This is a genomic window from Halomonas sp. MES3-P3E (assembly GCF_002836035.1).
Lineage (GTDB): Bacteria > Pseudomonadota > Gammaproteobacteria > Pseudomonadales > Halomonadaceae > Vreelandella > Vreelandella arctica.
In genome coordinates this window covers 1-19108 of record NZ_PJBT01000190.1, presented here as the reverse complement: position 1 = coordinate 19108, position 19108 = coordinate 1, and the positions used below count along the sequence as shown (strand labels likewise).

At 49.1% G+C, this 19108-nt stretch carries 14 protein-coding genes and 1 tRNA gene; 8 read left to right on the top strand and 7 right to left on the bottom strand.

Features of this window, described 5'->3' with window-relative positions; translation table 11 throughout:
• Positions 1-45: 45 nt before the first annotated feature.
• Positions 46-1350 carry an MFS transporter gene (locus CXF87_RS18480; protein ID WP_101147705.1) on the bottom strand — a complete coding sequence of 435 codons (1305 nt, stop codon included), beginning with the start codon at positions 1348-1350 and terminating at the stop codon, positions 46-48.
• A gap of 171 nt (positions 1351-1521) precedes the next feature.
• Here CXF87_RS18480 and CXF87_RS18475 point away from each other — a divergent pair, with 171 nt between their 5' ends.
• From CXF87_RS18475 to CXF87_RS18450, 6 genes are all read left to right on the top strand, one after another.
• The gene (locus CXF87_RS18475; RefSeq protein ID WP_101147704.1) at positions 1522-2052 is read left to right on the top strand and encodes a helix-turn-helix domain-containing protein; all 531 of its coding nucleotides are present in this window, start codon (positions 1522-1524) and stop codon (positions 2050-2052) included.
• Positions 2049-2771, top strand: coding sequence for an AzlC family ABC transporter permease (locus CXF87_RS18470; protein WP_101147703.1), 723 nt, complete (start codon positions 2049-2051; stop codon positions 2769-2771). The genes CXF87_RS18475 and CXF87_RS18470 overlap by 4 nt, the downstream gene beginning before the upstream one ends.
• On the top strand, positions 2768-3100 hold the full coding sequence (locus CXF87_RS18465; RefSeq protein WP_101147702.1) for an AzlD domain-containing protein: 333 nt from the start codon (positions 2768-2770) through the stop codon (positions 3098-3100). Before CXF87_RS18470 ends, CXF87_RS18465 begins: the two co-directional genes overlap by 4 nt.
• A 75-nt stretch (positions 3101-3175) precedes the next feature.
• On the top strand, positions 3176-4183 hold the full coding sequence (locus CXF87_RS18460; RefSeq protein ID WP_101147701.1) for an ABC transporter substrate-binding protein: 1008 nt from the start codon (positions 3176-3178) through the stop codon (positions 4181-4183).
• Entirely contained in the window at positions 4177-5181 is a 1005-nt protein-coding gene (locus CXF87_RS18455; protein WP_101147700.1) for a FecCD family ABC transporter permease, read from the top strand. The genes CXF87_RS18460 and CXF87_RS18455 overlap by 7 nt, the downstream gene beginning before the upstream one ends.
• Positions 5178-6209 carry a FecCD family ABC transporter permease gene (locus tag CXF87_RS18450; protein WP_101147699.1) on the top strand — a complete coding sequence of 344 codons (1032 nt, stop codon included), beginning with the start codon at positions 5178-5180 and terminating at the stop codon, positions 6207-6209. The genes CXF87_RS18455 and CXF87_RS18450 overlap by 4 nt, the downstream gene beginning before the upstream one ends.
• Here CXF87_RS18450 and CXF87_RS18445 read toward each other — a convergent pair.
• Positions 6206-8353: a TonB-dependent receptor gene (locus CXF87_RS18445; protein ID WP_101147698.1), complete on the bottom strand. Its 2148-nt coding sequence runs from the start codon at positions 8351-8353 to the stop codon at positions 6206-6208. The two genes, CXF87_RS18450 and CXF87_RS18445, sit on opposite strands and share 4 nt — an antisense overlap.
• A gap of 249 nt (positions 8354-8602) precedes the next feature.
• Here CXF87_RS18445 and CXF87_RS18440 point away from each other — a divergent pair, with 249 nt between their 5' ends.
• On the top strand, positions 8603-9439 hold the full coding sequence (locus CXF87_RS18440) for an ABC transporter ATP-binding protein (protein WP_101147697.1): 837 nt from the start codon (positions 8603-8605) through the stop codon (positions 9437-9439).
• Between the two features lie 95 nt (positions 9440-9534).
• On the opposite strand, the gene CXF87_RS18435 is transcribed toward CXF87_RS18440, so the two are convergent.
• Positions 9535-11535, bottom strand: coding sequence for a TonB-dependent siderophore receptor (locus tag CXF87_RS18435; protein WP_101147773.1), 2001 nt, complete (start codon positions 11533-11535; stop codon positions 9535-9537).
• A 327-nt stretch (positions 11536-11862) separates the two neighbouring features.
• On the opposite strand from CXF87_RS18435, the gene CXF87_RS21695 reads away from it, so the two are divergent.
• A tRNA-Met gene (locus CXF87_RS21695) sits at positions 11863-11966 on the top strand.
• A 221-nt stretch (positions 11967-12187) separates the two neighbouring features.
• Here CXF87_RS21695 and CXF87_RS18430 read toward each other — a convergent pair.
• The 4 genes from CXF87_RS18430 to zorA form a co-directional block, all read right to left on the bottom strand.
• Entirely contained in the window at positions 12188-15613 is a 3426-nt protein-coding gene (locus CXF87_RS18430) for an SNF2-related protein (RefSeq protein WP_198556140.1), read from the bottom strand.
• The gene (locus CXF87_RS18425; protein WP_101147696.1) at positions 15613-17031 is read right to left on the bottom strand and encodes an EH signature domain-containing protein; all 1419 of its coding nucleotides are present in this window, start codon (positions 17029-17031) and stop codon (positions 15613-15615) included. The genes CXF87_RS18430 and CXF87_RS18425 overlap by 1 nt, the downstream gene beginning before the upstream one ends.
• A 2-nt stretch (positions 17032-17033) precedes the next feature.
• Positions 17034-17720, bottom strand: coding sequence for an OmpA/MotB family protein (locus CXF87_RS18420; RefSeq protein ID WP_232774964.1), 687 nt, complete (start codon positions 17718-17720; stop codon positions 17034-17036).
• A 56-nt stretch (positions 17721-17776) separates the two neighbouring features.
• Positions 17777-19108 (bottom strand): anti-phage ZorAB system protein ZorA (zorA, locus tag CXF87_RS18415; RefSeq protein ID WP_157826571.1); only part of this gene is annotated, 1332 nt, incomplete at its 5' end.

The window sequence follows — 19108 nt, the reverse complement described above, 5'->3', positions numbered from 1 at the left end:
AGCGGGAGTGGTTTTTATAATAGCCACTCCCGGTCGCTGCCCACATTAACTATTGGATGGCTTAAAAAGCCCAGCCAATCGCTCACGCTCATCCTCTTCATAAAAACTCGGATCATCGAATAGATCACGCTGAGTATCATCGAAGATCATTTCTAATGCCCCTGCACTGCTTTGTACCATCGGCTCAAAATGCGCGGTGTGGGTAATCAATGCCGTCACGTGGCGACGACGATAAATGGCGTACAACCCCAATAGTGCAAATACGCAGGCGATATAGATTGGCAGGCCTTGGCTCCCCACCGCCGTCATTAGTGAACCCGCCGCAATCGGTGCCACTGCACAGCCAGCGCCATGCATCACCAGCATATCCGCCGAGCCGGAAACAATTTCATCCGGGTGCAGTTGGTCGATCAACTGGGCCACCGCCAGCGGATAGAGCGAAAACGCCAGGCCACCCCAGATAAAATAGAGCCCCAGCAGCACTTCATGGCTGGGCGCAAAGGGCATACCCGCTGCGATCAGCGCCGCCAAGAGCACCACCCAGGTCATCACCCGAGGGCGGTCATGCTTATCAGAGAAACGCCCAATCGGGATTTGCAGCAACGCACCGCCAATAATTGCCACGCTCATCACCAGCCCAACGCCGCCAATATCAAACCCCAGCTGTGTCGCATAGACCGGGGTCATCGACCAAAAAGCCCCCATGGCGAGCCCCGATAATGCCGCTGAAGCCACGGCCAACGGTGCAAAGCTCAAAAGCGCCCTTAAGCTGCTTTTAGGGCGCTCAGGGATTTTAGGCTGCACGCGGCGTGTCAGGGTAATCGGTAGCAGCGCCCAACTGATCAAAATAGCGATGACCACGAAAAGCAAAAAGCCTTGCGGTGAGGAGAGCCGCAGTAACTGCTGAGCAGTGGCTAAAGCGCCCAAGTTAACCACCATATAAACCGCGAAAATACGCCCCCGCTCATGGCTGGCGGCTTGGCTATTCAGCCAGCTCTCAATCACGGTGATTAAGGTAATAAACGAAAGCCCATAGACCACTCGCAACGGTAACCATACCCAAGGGCTAACAAAAATAAGGTGCAACAGCGCTACCGATGCACAAATAGAGGCACAGAAGCCAAAGGTACGGATGTGACCCATACGGCGGATCAATCGCCCGCTCACCCAGGTGCCGCAAATAAAGCCGACAAAGTAACCGGACATAATCAACCCCAGCACTGCGCTGGAAAAGCCTTCATCAGTCCCCCGCAGCGTTAGCAGCGTATTCAATAAGCCATTGCCCAGCAGCAACAACGCCACGCTCTGCAGTATCGATTTAACCGGTTTGAGCATTGCCAATGAACGCATTGCGTTTCCTCGTAGCAGACAACTTAAAGTTCATCAAAAAAGGCCATCAAAAAAGTTCATGCAGAAAGTAGGTGCATAAAGAGTGCCACTGAAAGCTTTCGCTACCACCGTTGACAGGCTAACGTTCTTTATATAGAACGTTCTATATAAAGAACAGCCGGACACCCCATTATGGATCAGCTCTCCCTAAGCACCTTAGGTCAACATTTACAGTCACTGCGATTAGCCCGGGGTTGGTCACTTTCGCAGTTAGCCAATGACGCGGGCATTGCCAAATCCAATTTGTGCCGCCTGGAGCAAGGGAACGGTAATCCAACGCTGGATACTATTTGGCGGTTGGCGGTGCAGCTCAACGTCCCTTTCGGTACATTAGTGGCGCCCATTACCGTACCGCTAGGCGAAGATGGCGTGCAGGTGCGTTTAATTGATCAGGGTAAAGATACTCCCCAAGTGGACGCCTATTGGATGCGCTGCGCGCCCCACACCCTGCGCCATGCCGAGGCCCATACCGCTGGCACTCGCGAGTCGCTGACGTTGATTAGCGGCTCGCTTGAAGCGGGGCCAGCAGGCGACACTACCCAGCTTGGGCCAGGGGATACGATCACCTTCGCCGCTGACCAGCCGCATCTTTATCGTACCCAAGAAGCAGAAGCCACCTTGATGATGACCATCACCTACGGCATAAAAGGCGACACGCCATGAACCAGCCTGCCAACCACTCCCCAATCCGCAACGCCTTCAAAGGCGTGCGGGAAGCCATTCCTCTGCTGGGCGGCTATGTTCCTGTTTCACTCTCGTTTGGAGTAGTCGCCACCCAGGCGGGGTTTAGCATGTGGGAAGCCGCCGCTATTTCAGCGCTGATTTACGCCGGCGCCTCACAGTTTTTGTTCGTAGGCATGGTGGCGGCGGGCTCTCCGCTTTGGCTGGTGGTAGCGATGACACTACTCATAAACGTACGCCATGTGGTTTACGGGCCGAACCTAGCAGCCTTATTACCGCGCAGCCGCCACTGGCCCTGGCTGATGCATGGCCTGACAGACCAGGTGTTTGCCCTGGCGCTTACGCGGCTGCCTCAGTTGCCTGCCCCTGAGCGTTTTGGCTGGTTTGTCGGCGCCTCGCTGCTGGCTTGGGGGGTGTGGATTGTCGGCACCATGGTCGGCGCAACGGCAGGGGAAACGTTAACCGCCCGCTGGCCACTGCTCGGTGAAGTGATGCCCTTCGCCCTGCCCGCGCTGTTTCTGACCATGGTCGCGCCGCGCTTTACCGACAAACGCTGGGCGCTGGCGCTGAGCTGCACCATTATCGCCGCGCTGCTGTTTACCTTTTACGGTTGGAGCAACGTGGCCATTCCGCTCGCAGCCGCCTGCGGCGCGATCTGTTTCTATATGGTGAAGTTTCAAACGAGAAGGTGTAACCCATGAGCACTGCACTCTGGCTAGCCGTTGTGGTTTCGGCATTGGGGACGCTACTCATGCGCGTAGTGCCTTTCCTCTGGATGCAACGCCGTTTAAACAGCGCGACCGGGATTAATAACATGCCCCAGTGGCTCGGCATTCTTGGCCCGCTGATGATTGCGGCGGTACTGGGTGTCTCCATCATGCCGGTCAACCCAAGCGCGATCTCCTGGTTCGCAACGGCTGTCGGACTCTCTGTGACACTATTGGTATGGTGGAAATTACGCTCATTGGGCTGGCCAGTGGCGGCTGGGGTAGCCGTTTTTGGGCTAGTGCAGGTGATAGCTTACATTTGATAATGCTTTGCATTAGCTTTTGCGTCATGCCATCATCTTGGCTCTGCAACCTATGTTAATCGTAAAGTGACATCAATGTTTAAAGCACACACCTATCACCTTAACGTATTAATACGTGTGCTACTGACGGCCATGATCGCGCTACTTTTTTTAAATGCGGTGCCCAGTTGGGGCCAAGCGCTTCCTTCCCAAAATAACCCCACTTTTTTCACCACATCACCGCGCATAGTGACGCTATACCAGGGGGCTACCGATAGCGCTGTGGCGCTCGGACTGACACCTGTCGGCGTGGTTGATTCATGGCTTGAAAAACCTACCTACCGTTACTTGCGAGCTCCGCTTGAGGGGGTCGAGCACGTTGGGCTCGAAACCCAGCCCAACCTGGAAAAAATTGCCTGGCTTCAACCGGACCTGGTGATGGCCAGCGATTTTCGCCACGCGCGCATAGCACCGCTACTCACCGCCATTGCTCCGACCGTTTCGGCCAATAGCGTATTTGATTTTAAAACCACGCTGACGCTTTTGGCGAAAGCCACTGACCACACAGCAGAGGCCCGCGAGTTACTCCAGCGCTGGGAGGCCCGAGCTGCCGATTTTCGCCAGCAAATTGCTACAGAGCTTGGCCATCATTGGCCGCAAAAAGTAGCCGTCGTTCGGTTTAAAAGCGACCACGTGCGCATTTATACCAGCGGCTTTGCGGGCTCAATTTTAACTGAACTGGGTTTCGAACAGCCGGAAACACTACAAAGCCAGAGTTGGGGAATGAAGCTTTCCAGTACCGAGAACATTCCCGTACTGGATGCCGATGTCATCTTCGTGCTGCTTGAGCCGAACGACCCAGCCATTGTGGATAATTACCAGCACTGGACGGCTCACCCCCTTTGGCAGCAGCTTGCCGCCGTGCAAAGCGGGCGCGTGTTTGAAGTCGACCCAGTCAGTTGGATGATGGGGGGCGGCATCCTCGCGGCTAACGCCATGCTGGATGATCTCTACAGTCATTATGGGCTTGATGAGACCATAGTGGCTAACCGCGACGCGTGTTCCCTTGATGCCTATCGCCAAGTGGATCAAGGCATATGCTAAACAGCGCGAGCGCTAAAATGGCGGGGCTTCTACTAGGAGGTTTGGCAGCGCTCGGTGCTTTTCTTGCCAGCATCATGCTGGGCACGACCGATATTGCTTGGTCATCGTTGCTGTCAGCATTTAATCACTACGACCCAAGCAAGATAGCCCATATTATCCTGCTCACCGAACGCCTGCCGCGAGCGCTGATTGCCGCCTTGGTGGGCGCTAGCTTGGCTATTGCCGGTGCGTTAATGCAAACGATGACGCGCAACCCCCTTGCCTCGCCAGGTATTTTGGGGATTAACGCTGGCGCGATGTTTTTTGTGGTGGTCGCCGTGTCGCTGCTCCCCCTGCATACCCCTGCCCACTACGTGTGGGCGGCGCTTTTGGGCGCACTGGTGGCCGCCATACTCGTCGTGCTCCTTAGCCGTGGCCGCCATGGTGAACTCTCGCCATTACGTGTTGTGTTGGCAGGCGTTGCCGTCACAGCCATGTTTGTATCCTTCAGCCAAGGGCTTTTAGTTATTGATCAGCAGAGTTTTGAAAGCGTTCTTTACTGGCTGGCAGGCTCCGTATCTGGACGTGACCTCGCGTTAATCCTACCTTTATTGCCCCTTTTTGGTGGAGCGCTTCTGCTCAGTGCGTTTTTGGTGCGTCATGCCAACGCGCTTTTACTGGGGGATGACATGGTTACCGGGCTTGGCATGCAGGCTACAACGATTAAGCTACTGCTGGGCATAGTGGTGATTGTTCTGGCAGGTAGCTCTGTGGCGCTGGCAGGTATGATTGGTTTTGTGGGACTGATTGTGCCCCATATGGCGCGTGGGCTGTTTGGTATTGACCATCGCTGGCTACTCCCTGCCTGCGCTCTGCTAGGTGCCTGTTTACTGCTATTAGCCGATGTGGCCTCGCGGTTTATCATCCCGCCGCAAGAAATACCGGTGGGGGTAATGACAGCGCTGATTGGTACGCCCTTCTTTATTTATCTAGCACGACGCAAGATGACCAGCCAATGAGACCGGTAGCAGCATTGACCCTTACCAATTCAGCGCCCCGCCTACGCTTTATTCCCAAGCTGCTTCTGTTAAGCCTTCTACTTTTAGTTAGTGCTGGTCTATCGCTCTGTTTGGGAAGTTTTCCCACCACACCGTTTCAGGTATTGCGTGCGCTGGCCGCTCCGCAAAACAGTGATATCGCGTTTATCATTTGGGAGCTGCGGCTACCCCGCATTGCGCTAGCGCTGGTGGTTGGCGCTGCTTTGGCGATAGCGGGGGCTATTCTACAAAGCATTGTGCGTAACCCGCTGGCGTCCCCGGATGTCATTGGCATCACCAGCGGTGCTGCACTGGCGGCAGTGCTGTTTCTATCGCTGTTAAGCGCGACGGTGAGCATTCACTGGTTACCCATTGCCGCCATGACTGGCGCATTGGCGTCGGCGCTTCTGGTGGTCAGCTTAGCGTGGAAAGATGGCATCAGCCCATCGCGCATGGTGCTCGTCGGTATCGGCCTTGCGGCAGCCATGGGAGCGGGCACCACACTGTTAATCGTGATTAGCGATGACGCCGCCGCCATGACGGCCTATGTTTGGCTAACCGGCAGCCTATATGCTGCGCAGTGGAACGATGTAAAAGGCCTGTTGCCGTGGGTATTGGTAGCGGCGCCTATCTGCTTGATTTTCGCCCGCCATGCGGATGCCATGGCACTGGGCGATAACGTTGCTGAAGGGCTTGGGGTACCGCTTCTGCGTAGCCGATTAGTATTGCTGGCTTGCAGTGTTGTACTGGCAGGGGCCGCCGTTGCCTTTGCGGGCGGCATCAGCTTTGTGGGATTAATTGCACCGCACTTGGCTGCCAAGCTAGTGGGGCGTAATCTGGCGCGGCTAGTACCCGCCTCTGCGCTGGTCGGTGCATTGATAGTGCTAAATGCTGACCTGCTGGGACGAGTAGCGTTTCTACCCAAAGATTTACCTGCGGGTATCTTTGTCGCTGGGATAGGCGCGCCCTTCTTCGTTTATTTACTGCATAGGGCGCGCTACAAAGATTAGAAATCGACGCGATACCCAAAGGTGACTGTTCTGCCTCGACCAGCGAAGTAGCGCTCGTCATTCACCAGGGCACTTTGCGAGTAGTAAGTGACGTACTGTTCATCTAATAAGTTGGCCACCCCAACATTCACCTGACCGACAGGCAGTTGATAGCCCACCGCCGCGTCCATCAATAAATAGCCATCAAACTCGCGATTCGTCTCATCAAAGGTTTCATCGAAGGCGTAGTTAGCCTGCACAAAGGTTGAGAGCTCATCGGTCCAATTAGCCGACCAACTGGCTACCAGGCGATCCGGCGATACATCCAATCCAGATAGCTTAGAATCCAGGCTACCGTTATCGTCGCTATCGTAGCGCCCTTCCATGCGTGAATAGGCTAAGCGACCAGCATGTTGATCGGTAAACTGATAATCTACCGCGGCCTCAAAGCCTTTGATTTCGGTCTCCTGGCGCTGCATATAGAAGACATCATCCACTTCTGTTAAGCGGCTACCAAAGTCAGAAGACGACTCATAATAGCTAAGCTCAGCGGCTAAGCGCCCGTTTTCAAAACGCACACCTGTCTCGACATTATCGGTCACGATAGGGCTTAGATTCTCGATGTTATTGACCGACTGCCCTGGAGTACTGATGCCCCTCAATGCACGGCCCACATCGGGAATCGAGAACCCCTCAGAGTAATTGGCAAACAGGCTCCAATTATCAACGGGACTCCACACAGCCCCCAGGTTATAAAGCGTTTCATTGAAACTGGGATCGCCTCCCTCAACGTTAACGCCATTGTTTGCCGCTACGGTCTGATAATCACCGATATCCAGCTTGGCATACTCATAACGCACACCAGCAGAAAGCAGCAACGAATCAACCGGACGAAAGTCTGCCTGGAGGAAGGGTGAAAGATCAGTATATTCAGTGGAAGGCACATAGGTCCGGCTTGACTGATATAAGTACTGCTCTGTTTCATCAAGCAGCGTATCAAAGCCAGCGGTCAGTTTAAGCCGATCATCCAACAGATCATCTTTGGTTAGAGACACCTTGGTGCCAAACTTGCTGGTCGCCGCCATCGTTTGGTCATAAAAAGTCCCTACTGGCGCAATGGTGGGATCTTGGAAAGTTGCCGAGTTGGTGGCACCAAACAGCGCTTCATAATCCTGGTAAAACGCCTGGGCACTTAAACGCATTCCGGCAAGGTCGTAATGATCGTAGCTTAGCCCAGTGGTCCAAACGCGGTTATAGGGCGCGTCACCTTCGGGTGAACCACGTTCAGACGTCGTCACCACACCATTGGCACGATCCCCCGTTACGCTGACATAGTTATTATGATTTTCAATATCGTAATGATTGAGCGTTAATTGAAGACGTTGATCATCATCAAGCCAATAGGCCACCTTGCCCAAAAAGTCATAAGAGCGTGAATCCATCAGGTCACCCTGAGTGTTATCAACGCCCACAGGGTCGCTATTGCCATCCAGGAAAAGACCTTGATCCTCAAAACTCATTGAGAATAGATAATCAATATTGCCGCTGTTGCCACTCACCCCATAATTGGTTTCGTAGCTTAATGTATCGCTGTCCAGCTCGCTGGTGGGAGTCGTCACCTTTACCTCAGCATGCTGGTTGAGCGAGCCGGGCTCTGGGCGTTTGGTAATCAAATTGATAACGCCACCCGCAGCCCCTACCCCGTTGGTGGCGTTCGCCCCCTGAATGACTTCAATCTGCTCGACCATCGAAAAATCGATAGCGTGCGCTTCACGACCAGTGGGCCGTAGCGGATTTGATTGTGGAATACCGTCGATAAGAATCAGCGGTGTTCGACCCCGTAGGGTTTCACCGCTACCGCTCATCTTTTGACGGCTGGGTGAATAGGAAGGCAACAGATTGCTTAATATCTGCGAGGAATCGCTGGAAATTTGCAGCTGCTGATTGATCTCTTCCTCGCTGATTATGCGCACCGTTTGAGGTGAATCTTCTTTTGTGGCATTGGTGCGTGAAGCAGTGACGACCATGGTTTGATTAGCGTCCCCACGGCTACTTTGCGACTCTGGATTAGTGATTGCGGGTGCCTGCCCATAGGCTTGGCTAGCAGTCACTAAACCGGCAAGCGTCAACGTGGGCCAAAATACCGAGTGTTTCTTAATGTACATCTTCTTTTTATCCCCTGCGTTTAAGTGGACGCCCCCTTCAAAACGTAATGCAGATCTAAATGATAATTATTATATTATGCATATAATAACAGCAAGATCTACTGCCATGGAACAAACCGTTCGATATAACGAAATTCTCTAGACCACTTCCAGCAGGGAATGGTTATCGATTAGCTAGCAGTAATTATTGAAAATGAGAATGTTTTGCCTTACGGTGCTAGCTGTTTCGATAACCCCTATGAGCGCCTCATGCCATACCCACCAACCCCGCCGCCCCGCCTAACGGGCGAAGCACTGCATGCTGGCTATGACGCCCGGCAGGTATTGAACGGTGTGGATATCGCTATTGCGGAAGGCAAACTCACGGTTCTCTTGGGGCCCAACGGAAGCGGTAAATCGACACTACTTAAAACCCTAGCCCGCACGCTTTCGCCGAGTAGCGGGCACGTGTACCTGGATGGCAAAGATATCCATCGCAGTAATACGCGGGAGGTCGCAAAACGTCTGGGTATTCTTCCCCAAGGGCCAGTGGCGCCGGAGGGGCTGAGCGTAAGGCAGTTAGTGGGAATGGGCCGCTTTCCACATCAGGGGTTGTGGCAGAAAAATGCGCAGCAGGACGCCAATGCCATTCGTGAAGCGATGGCGTTTACCAACGTCACTGATTTTGCCGAGCGCAGCGTGGATGCGCTTTCCGGTGGGCAGCGCCAACGCTGCTGGATTGCTATGGTGCTGGCGCAACAAACCGACCTGATTCTGCTTGATGAACCGACCACTTTTCTGGATCTAAAGGTACAGGTTGACCTACTGGAACTCCTTTCAAGTCTCGCCCACGAACATGGCCGTACACTTCTACTAGTGCTCCACGACCTGAACCTGGCCGCCGCCTACGCTGACCATTTAGTAATGATGTGTGATGGCCAAATCGTCACCAGCGGCGCACCCACTGAGGTGTTTACCGCTGCTAACCTTAAGCGCGTTTTTGACCTGGATGCCCACGTGATCCACGACTCTGAAAGCGGTATACCAATTTGTGTACCGCGAAAACGGCGCCAGCACGCTACTGAAACAGAAGCGCTTATTCAGTAGCGATGTTTGCAGTTAGCCATGGTTGGTGATTTTACTGCAGGCACAAAAAAGCCCGGCGAGTCGCCGGGCTTAGGGCTTAGCATCGGATAATTGTCTTACCAGCTATATTTCACACTGCCGATCACACTGCGGGATTCGCCGTAGTAGCACCAGTATTCACAGCTTGCGACATACTCTTTATCGGTGAGGTTATTAACGTTGACCTGAGCTTCCCAGCCATCGGCAAATTCGTAACCCACCATGGCATCCACCAGGGTATAGCTATCCACTTCTGTGTTATCTGCGACACTGGTATCAACGGTACTGCCCACATAACGCACGCCACCGCCCAGGGTAACGCCATTTAACGCACCGCCGGTAAAGGCGTAGTCTAACCAGGTGGAAGCTTGGTGACGCGGAATCAACGGCGCGCGTTCATCTTCTTCCAAGCGCGAATCGTTGTAGGTGTATGCCGCTGTCACTCGAAGGTTATCGGTCACATAGCCAACACCTTCCAGCTCGAAACCTTGAGAGGTGCGCTCCCCTTCTTGTACCTGGAAGCCTGCCGGTGAGTTCACCAGCGTGTTGCTTTCTTGCAAATCAAAAACGGCAGCCGTTACATAGCCATCCCAGCCAAAGGGAGCCACCTTCACACCGGCTTCCCACTGCCGCCCTTCACGGGGGTCGTAAAGCTCGCCATCACTGTCAACGCGACCCACTGGGTCGAACGACTCGGTATAGCTGATATAGGGGTTAACACCGTTTTCACCCAGGTACATTGCGCCACCTGACCAAGATACCTGGTCATCGTCTGAACGCTGGGTCGTGCCCGCCGTTAGGTTGCTATTATCCGTTTCGGCCTGGTCGTAACGCACACCACCCAGCAGCACCCAACGGTCATCTATGCGCAGTTGGTTTTGGGCATATAAACCAGTTTGCTCTTTATCGATTTCCCGACTCAACAGATCATCTTGAGCAATTGGTGTGTAGTTACCATAAACTGGGTCGAAAATATCGATCGGATCACCGAATGCGTAATCGTCCCCTTCCTGACCACTCAGGCTTAGGTTCTGGTAATCAACCCCTAGCAGCAGCGTATTCTCGGTACGATCACCGTACCAAGTACCCACCATGCGGTTATCGACAGTCCAGCTATCGATAGAGCCATCACGATATACCAACCCGCGTGAGGCGCGGCGATCATCGACCATAGACAGCGCATAGCTGCTGCGCAGCTCTAAATCTAACTCGCTGTAGCGTAAATCTTGTTCAAACGCCCAGGTGTCATTAATGTTATGTTGTAGCTCATAACCCAGCCCCCATTGGGTACGTGTGTCCTTATCGTACCCTGGCTCGCTCAAATTGGTTTGCGGATCAATACGCCCGAAAGGTGTGTTTTGGACGGTGCCGTAAGGTAGCTTAAAACCGTTGACCGGTACGCCGTCATCCTTTTGCACACTGGCTAAAAAAGTAACGGTGGTGTCTTCGCTAAAATCAACCGCTAGGCTAGGCGCAAAGTAATAACGCTCGTTATCCGTCGCGTTTAAATCGCCATCACGCTCTTTGTACATACCCACTAAGCGATAGCGTACATCGTCTGATTCACCCAGCGGCCCGCTGGTATCAATCCCAACTTGGCGATGGTTGCGGTTGCCAAGCTGCAAATTGACTTCCCCTTGGGGCGTTTCGGTAGGACGTTTGCTCACCGCATTGATCAAGCCACCAGGAGGCGCCTCACCGTAGAGAATCGATGACGGCCCTTTGAAGACTTCAATACGCTCCAACCCATAAGGCTCGGGTAGCCACTGATAAAACCCTTCCCGGTAAATGCGCAGACCATCTTGATAGGTAGACTGATCAAAGCCACGCACCTTGAGCCAATCGGTGTTGTTATCACTACCATAGTGGCCAGAAAGTACGCCCGCACGATAGCGGAACGTTTCATCTAACTGCTGAACGTTGCGGGTTTCCAACTCTTCACGGTCAACGCTTGAAACCGGACGCGGCGTTTCTACCAGCGGCGTGTCCACCTTTAGCGCCGTGGCAGTCACTACCACGGTGTCGTTGGAAGTGGCTTCTTCTTGAGCAAGCACCGTGAGCGGAACAACGCTCAGCATGCCGCCCAGCGACAGAACAAGCGAACGCCGCATAGCAGCAGAAAGCGGCGTGACGGGGAAAGACATCGGAGTACGGAGCATGAAGAGCCTCAGCGGTAAGAGGAAAGTTTTCATTATGATAAAGCGAATGATACGAATTTTTATTCACAATCACAATAACCGCTTTGATCTAAATGTGATAAGCGTTTGATGTGCACTTCATTAATGTACAGCCTGGGCGGTAAGCACTTACTTACCTAACTCAGTTAAACGATTTTTTAGCCGACTATTAAGAGTTTGTATAAAAGTCGGCGGGCGAAGGCTCTTGCAGTTAGTCGTTAAGCACAAATAGGAAGATAGTAAACGCGAAGGGAGAAAATCGAATAATTTGTTTACCGCCGACCAAGGGACTCATAATCCCTTGGCCGTAGGTTCAAGCCCTACTGGACCCACAATTTCTATATTTAGAAAGCAGGAGATTATGAGTGCAACCAAAAAACATTGGGATTAGGATTGCGACTGCAATGCGTAAATGGATATTTTTCATATATTGATATATTAATTCACATTTCCAAGCAAAATGGCTCAGCTACTTCCTGATTCCTGGGAACGACAGGCCGATTCGTTCGAGTATTGCTGAGCAGCCTTGTATATGACAGAGAGCATAGATACCCTACGCTTTCACACGACCCCTCTTCTCCAACAACAGCAAATCATTAATTTTTATAGTGTTCTGGACTAGCAGTTCTTCAAAATCATTAGCTGCAATAACCTCTACATTGTAGTCTAATGCTAATTTACGGCATTTTTTCACTAACCTTCGACTATTACTAATAAAATAAAGTTGAGTGCCAGCACTAGGTGCAAATAGTTTCTCATAAACTTTAGTGGCCGAATATACTTCCTGTATAGCGGAATACCCATTGTAGCTACCCGATACATGTTTAGCTTGTACTAAGTGCATAACCTCCCCTGCTATCGCCACACCATCGGCGCCATGGTCGCTACCATTGGATGTGAGGTAATAACGTTGTGCTCCAATTTTTTTAGCTATTAGCAACACTGCTAGCGCTTCAAACTGCTGCCACGTCAAGCGTTTAACTATAGCGGGGGTAATAATAGTTTCCAACGGCAAGGTTGAAATACCAGCAGGCTGTGGGACTACTTCCTCAGGGGTAACTACCGCATTTTTCAGCAATACTTTTTTGCTTAGTAAACTGTGTAAATTAGCATCAAATGATTCAAACTCCGGATGTAGCGCAACAGGTACATATACGTTTACATCGCGTTTTTGGCCAATACGGTAAACCCGATCCGTTGCTTGCGCTTCTTTCGCTGGATTCCAGTGTCGCTCAAGATGTATTACGTTATTTGCACCCACCACTGTCAATCCAACACCAGCTGCCACCGGTGACATAATAATGAGGTTAAAGCCTTGCTTAGCTTCAAATTCCTCAATGATGCTTGAGCGCGTTTGTGTTTGAGATGTTTTAGCTACAGCCTTTGTATCACCGTTAATCACGTCTACTAGGCCAAGTTCATAGTACTTACCTAGTGCCACGCTTAAATAGCATTGCAGTTTTTTATTTACTAGAAAGATGATGCACTTTTCATTTCGCCCCTTAATTTGGTCAATTATTACTAGCAGTGATGCCAGCTTAGCCGACTGTTTAAGTGAGTCCGTAACATTTGCATCTATATTACCTGCTCCCACCAAATCAGGGTGCAGCGAACAATTTCTAAGTTGCTGAATAGTACTCAGCGCATGGGCATCATTGTCATTAATCTGCTGATTTAATAACGAATCGTAAACTTCTAACTGATGCCCGTGTAAAGTACTTTCAAGCTCAGCCATATATTTCCAACTGGTATCTTTTAAGCCAGCATATAAACGTTTAGACGGTAAACCATCTAAATTATCTTCTTTGGTGCGACGCAACATTAGCGCACCAACTTTTTTACGCAGCATTCGACCATACTCAGCCCGCTTTGCATCAATTTCGTCGCCCGCAGATTGAGTAATTGGAGCCACATAGGTTTCACGGAATTCTTGGTAACTACCCAGCAACCCTGGACAAGCGGTATCCATCAGGCACCAAAAGTCCTTCAAGCTGTTCTCAACGGGTGTACCCGTAGTGACCATCTTAAAATCAGCCTTTAGACCCTTGGCTGCACGTGTTTGCAATGCATTAGGATTCTTAATATTTTGCGCTTCATCGAATACAACCATGCCCCAGTCGATACGGCACATTGAAAACTGATAATCGCGAAGAGTTTGATAAGTGGTAATAACTAACCTACCCGGCATATCCAGACGTTTAGAACCAAAGTTTTTACCCACTTTTAATGAGTACTTAGGTTCTGCGGTCATATCTGCTGAGGAAACTTTAACAATCTCTATGCCACCCTCTCGGTAGTGGTTCATCTCGGCATCAGATTGCAAAACAACAATATCACTGAAAGGGCTCTGATTAAATGTTTTTCCTACTTCTACTTTCCAGTTATCTAACAAGCTAAGTGGCGCAACAATTAAGGTAGGCTTTAGCGTTCGCTCCTGATGCTTACATTGCTCATAGTAAAAATAAGTAGTAGCCAACGCAGAGAAGGTTTTGCCCAACCCCATATCATCAGCGAATAGCGCCCCCGCCACTTCATTAGAGGTATCCAGCGCTTGGTTAATCAAACCAAGTCCCCATCGCACAGCAAACTCCTGGTGCACAAACGGATTTCGCAGAAAATTCTTCCAATCCAAGTCACCTGGATACAGCACTTTCTCAAGTATAGTTTCTATTGAAGCTGATTTAATTTCTAAGGTTTCGTCATTAAGGTCAACATCTACAACCAGCTGAATAGATTCTTCACGTTCTTCACTGACACCTAGTTTATCGTCGTCACCACTATAACCTTGTTCCTCTGCACGCTCATGCAATGTTTTTAATGAAAATAGTGTCGCCTCTTTATCGGAAATATCGTATAGCTTATGATCATGTTCAAAACTGGTTGCACCAGTTTTAATTGCATCATTTATCTTTTCAGTAACAGACGCTAAAGTTTCTGGGTCTTTAATAAATTTATCAGCTGCGGCAAACACTTCGGGAGTCATAGTACTATCAGAGCTACCAAACCAACTGACTCCGGACTCATCAGTATCGCCAAAATATGCCTGTAAATATCCAGTTACCCCATGAACTCTGGCTGAAAAACCGAGGTCAAGGTCAACAAGGGTCGCATCAAGATATTTAGTAGGGTATTTTAAGAAGTCTTCGACATCTTTAGGTTTTACGATTCGGTTACGAATGATCTCTTGCACAGCAGCTAATTTTTCTTCATTGAACAAAACAATCTCATTCCCCACGCGAAGGCTTTTAGCTTCTGGTCTTAGCAACTGGCCCAAGGTTCGGTTTAACTGCTCAGGCGTAGCATCTTGCTGCATACCTGGTGTCAATATCAAACTACCATTTGAATGTTGATCGATTGTAACTGTAATTTTATCCGGAACAGTAATTTTAAGCTTATTAAAGTGACCAAGCTCATATGTACACAACTCGGATTCGTAATGCGCTTGTTGAATAGCATAAATGTAACGAAGTTTCGATTCTTGAGATGCACCTTGATCTTTGAAGCGACTTTGCGCAGAAAATACTTTGTATTCACTAGGTCCTAACAGGTATTTCTGCGTGTCACCAAAACAAATAAGTGGACCATCAATTTCATAGTAATTAGTAAGTTTACCTGTTGGTGAGCTCACTTTTATCTTTACAGAAAACTTATCCTCTCGAGTATTGCCTGCAATATCAGCTACAATCTCACCTCGCCACTTACTTGGTAAATTGAGTAAAGTGCGCGAGCTTTCATCAAATGCTGCAACCACTTCATTTGCCACATCAAATCCATTTGGCAATAGCTCAGCTTGCCCTTGTTCTAAAAGAATTTTTAGCGTTGAGAATTGTAAAAGAACTACTTCCGACTGCTCACTTATTTTTACAAAAACATTTTTTGGAAGATAAAATGAAACAACGCCGGGATTAAGCTCCCACTTAAAAGACTTATCTTTTGGCGTATTGCCCATAATCTTTTTAATGTGGTCTAATAACGCCATTAACTCACTCCATACAGTCGCCGCTGAATATCATACTCACGAGCATCTATTACATCTTTTAATACAATATCAACACCACAATTTCTTAGTTCTGCTACAGCATGTCGCTGCCAGCTATTGGGGCTATGGGTAATATTAGCGGGTTTAGGCATTCCCTCCCTAACCTGCTGTGCAGCTAGTGCCTGCGTTAATTCGAAGTATGCAAATTTTTTACGAGAGTAGTTATAGACACAGGCGGTACTAATTAAATTCTTATAAATCCATAAATAACAGCTATGGCTACCCTCTATTAGATGGGCACCATCCAATTGAATATAAATTAATGACTTATCCTGCTGATCAATTACCTCATATTGCGTCAATGCACTTTGCTCATAGTTTTTCTTGAGATATTGGTCAGCCCGCCGGCTTAAAAATAAACGTGTATGCAGTACTAATTCTTTGTCGAGAAGTCCTTCCATAAACTTCTTACGTGCTGGGTACATTCTCATTAATTCTGTATTGTTTGTTGATTCCTTGAAGTCATTTAATGCTTCTAGAAATAAGCGCAGTTCATACTTCGACAACCAACTTCGAACTTTGGCTATCAATTTATTATCAATGTGTTGCCACCACTTTTGGTAGCGGGAGCTCGAAGGAGATACTCGCGGGTCACCAGCAATTTTGATCACCACATCTTGCCAAGCTTGATGAGGAGCATTGGCGTTCGCACGGTCGATTACAATTGACAAAATTTCATGCCCCAGCAAAGCCCCCCCAGCATAAGGTGCCTCTACGACTGAAGGCTTAACAATTTCTTTCAGTAAATTATGATCTCTGTTTACGTCGATTTTTTTCAATTGCTCTAAATAATAAATATTTTGTGATGCTTGTTTAAAATCACCAGTTGCGTGCAAATCTAACCGTAAAGCTTTTAAGCGTGCGTTTAATTCTATATCAGCTTCAATAGCCGAAGTTGCCGCCCATTTTGCACCAGAAGAAGAAAACAAAAATTCGTCATATGGTTGTTGAATACCGCGCTGCTGCCTGTTTTTTTTCAGCCAATCAGTAAGTGATGGAATTTTTATTGCTTCATAATAACGCATGAAGAAGAACTGTGTTAATGCTTCTAACAAAGCGAAACTAGGTTTATGTGCTAATGCATCTACTTTTTCTAATACTTCTTTAGTTAGAACATCAGGATAATCACGCAATACCGCGGGCAATGCCCGAAGCAAAACTCTGTTAGTGATCTCATGCTGTAAAGGACGCTTATAGCGAGCGGCCTCAGTTAGCTCCTTCAACGCTTTTAGGTACCTGTGGCTACCAGTGCCCACTCGATTAGCAAGGTGTTTTAAATCAGTAGTCGTCCGAATCAGTTTTTCTAGCTGCTCAACCGATCGGTTAGTATTAATTTTGAATTCCAAGCGCTTCATCATAATTATTCCTTAGAACTATTAGGCTTAATGCGCTCTAAGTCAGCAATCGATGGTGGCTTCACAGTAAAGCGAATATCAATGCGTCTATTTTCTGCTTTTTGCCTTGGGGTCTCTTCCAATTCTTGCACTCGGCGGCTGGCAGCATAGCCACTGACACTGAAAAGTCTTTGGCCGTAGATGTTTTCTAATTCGGAGTAGGCTGGGAGCACCTCCAATCCAACTAACCATGTATTCCAAATAGAGATAGCTCGGTCAGTAGATAAGCCCCAGTTTCCTTTGCCACGATAAAATATGGCGTCACTATCTGTATGGCCTTCAATAAATACTGTGTCGAGGTACTGCAAGCGGTCGTCACGAGTAATGGCTTGGTGCAAAACCAAACCAATTTGACGAACCGAATTTTGCACACGTTGATCAGCGGGAATTCTTTCTTCACCCGATTCAAATGAGAGCGTCGATTCTGGGATGCGGATCACAGTATCGTTATCTGCTATTAATACTTCGATGTCTTGCTCAGAAAGCTCTTGACGAACTTCATTCAGGATATCTTCACGTGCTTGCTCCGCTTTTTTCAGTTCTTCGATACCTTCATCTACATCAATAGTTTTTTGGGTTAACTCAATGATCAAAGCTACTGCCGCCAAGATAAAAATCACAAGCAAACCAGACATCAAGTCGGAAAATGACATCCAATATGGGTTTTCCTCGTCTACCTTGGCACTACGCCGACCCCGCCCCCCATCCATTAACGAACCCCTGCAGCTGCATCTTCGATACTTTCAACAATACTAGCCAGTTGTTTGTAGGCTTCGTTCATTTGCGCAGCATACTTGGTCGTGCCCTCAGACCAAGCTTTTAAGTGCTCTGAGGTCTGGGCATTAGCTTGTTCTGCATAGTCACTTAGCAGGACCGCAACTTTATCACTCAAGTTATCTACATTACTTTTTTGGTCAGTCAGGTACTCATTCTGCTGGCGTCTAAGCTCATCAAACACAGAGGCAGACTGGTCAAACATTTGTTGAATCTTATCCGCTAAACTATTGAATTGAGTAACGCTGCCGTTCAGCTCATCACGTAGCGTATTCAAACGATCAGCGGTTTCCTGATTTTGTTTTGCCAAGCCAGCAGTGGTAGAAGCAGCTTTTTCAACAGAGCCAGACAACTGGTTGCCCGCATCTCGGATTTGAGTGGCAAACACATTCATTGTATTTGCCGTGCCTTTTAGTTCTTTAGCAGCTTCAAGCATACCAGTACTGGCTTTATCACTGGCATCCATCGACAAGTGAACCTGTTTGTATAATTCGCGACTTTGCGACAACAGCTCAGCAACGGTTTCTGTTTGCTGACCATAGGTTTTTTGCACTTCTGAAACCAAGGCTTCTGTCGTCGTTTTCACCGCTTCGCTTTGCTCAGAAATCAACTTATTACGTTCTAATTCAGCGGCTTGTACTTTAGTGTCGCGCTCTGAAAAGCTTTGGCTTAACTGTTCAAGCTGACCTTGTGTTGCCTGCGCTACTTTCTGGCTTTGAGCTTCCATTCCGGCAACTAAACTGGCTAGCTTCTGCTCTAGCTGGTCGGTAAACTGGGATTGCTGTTGTACCATGCTAGTTTGCGTAGAATCTAAACGATTTACCATAGCTTGCATAGCGGTGCTCATATCGGCAATCGACTCGTTCACTTTAGCTGAAGCAGAATCCATTGCTTGGCGCTGCTGAGCACCTTGGTGGCCGAAGCTTTCCATAAACTTGCCTATTAGATCTTCCAGTGCTTTTTGATTACCTTCAGAGGTTTCATCCACCAGCTTATTGATTGCAGGTGCCATGATCTTTTCAAGGCTTTGTTCAAGGCCAGATTGGATGCTTTGCGTAACCTGAATCAGCGATTCCTGCATTTTTTCGCCTATCTTTTCGGCTAAACCTTGAAGCACCTCCCGAGATTCTTTTCCATGCGCAGCAATTTCTATTAATTGCTCTTCAGGACGAATACGTGGGAAAAGCCAGTCGACACGGGCTTCAAGCCTAGCAACTTTCTTTTTAACTCCTTGCTCCATAAACTTTTCTGCAAAGTTAAACACTAA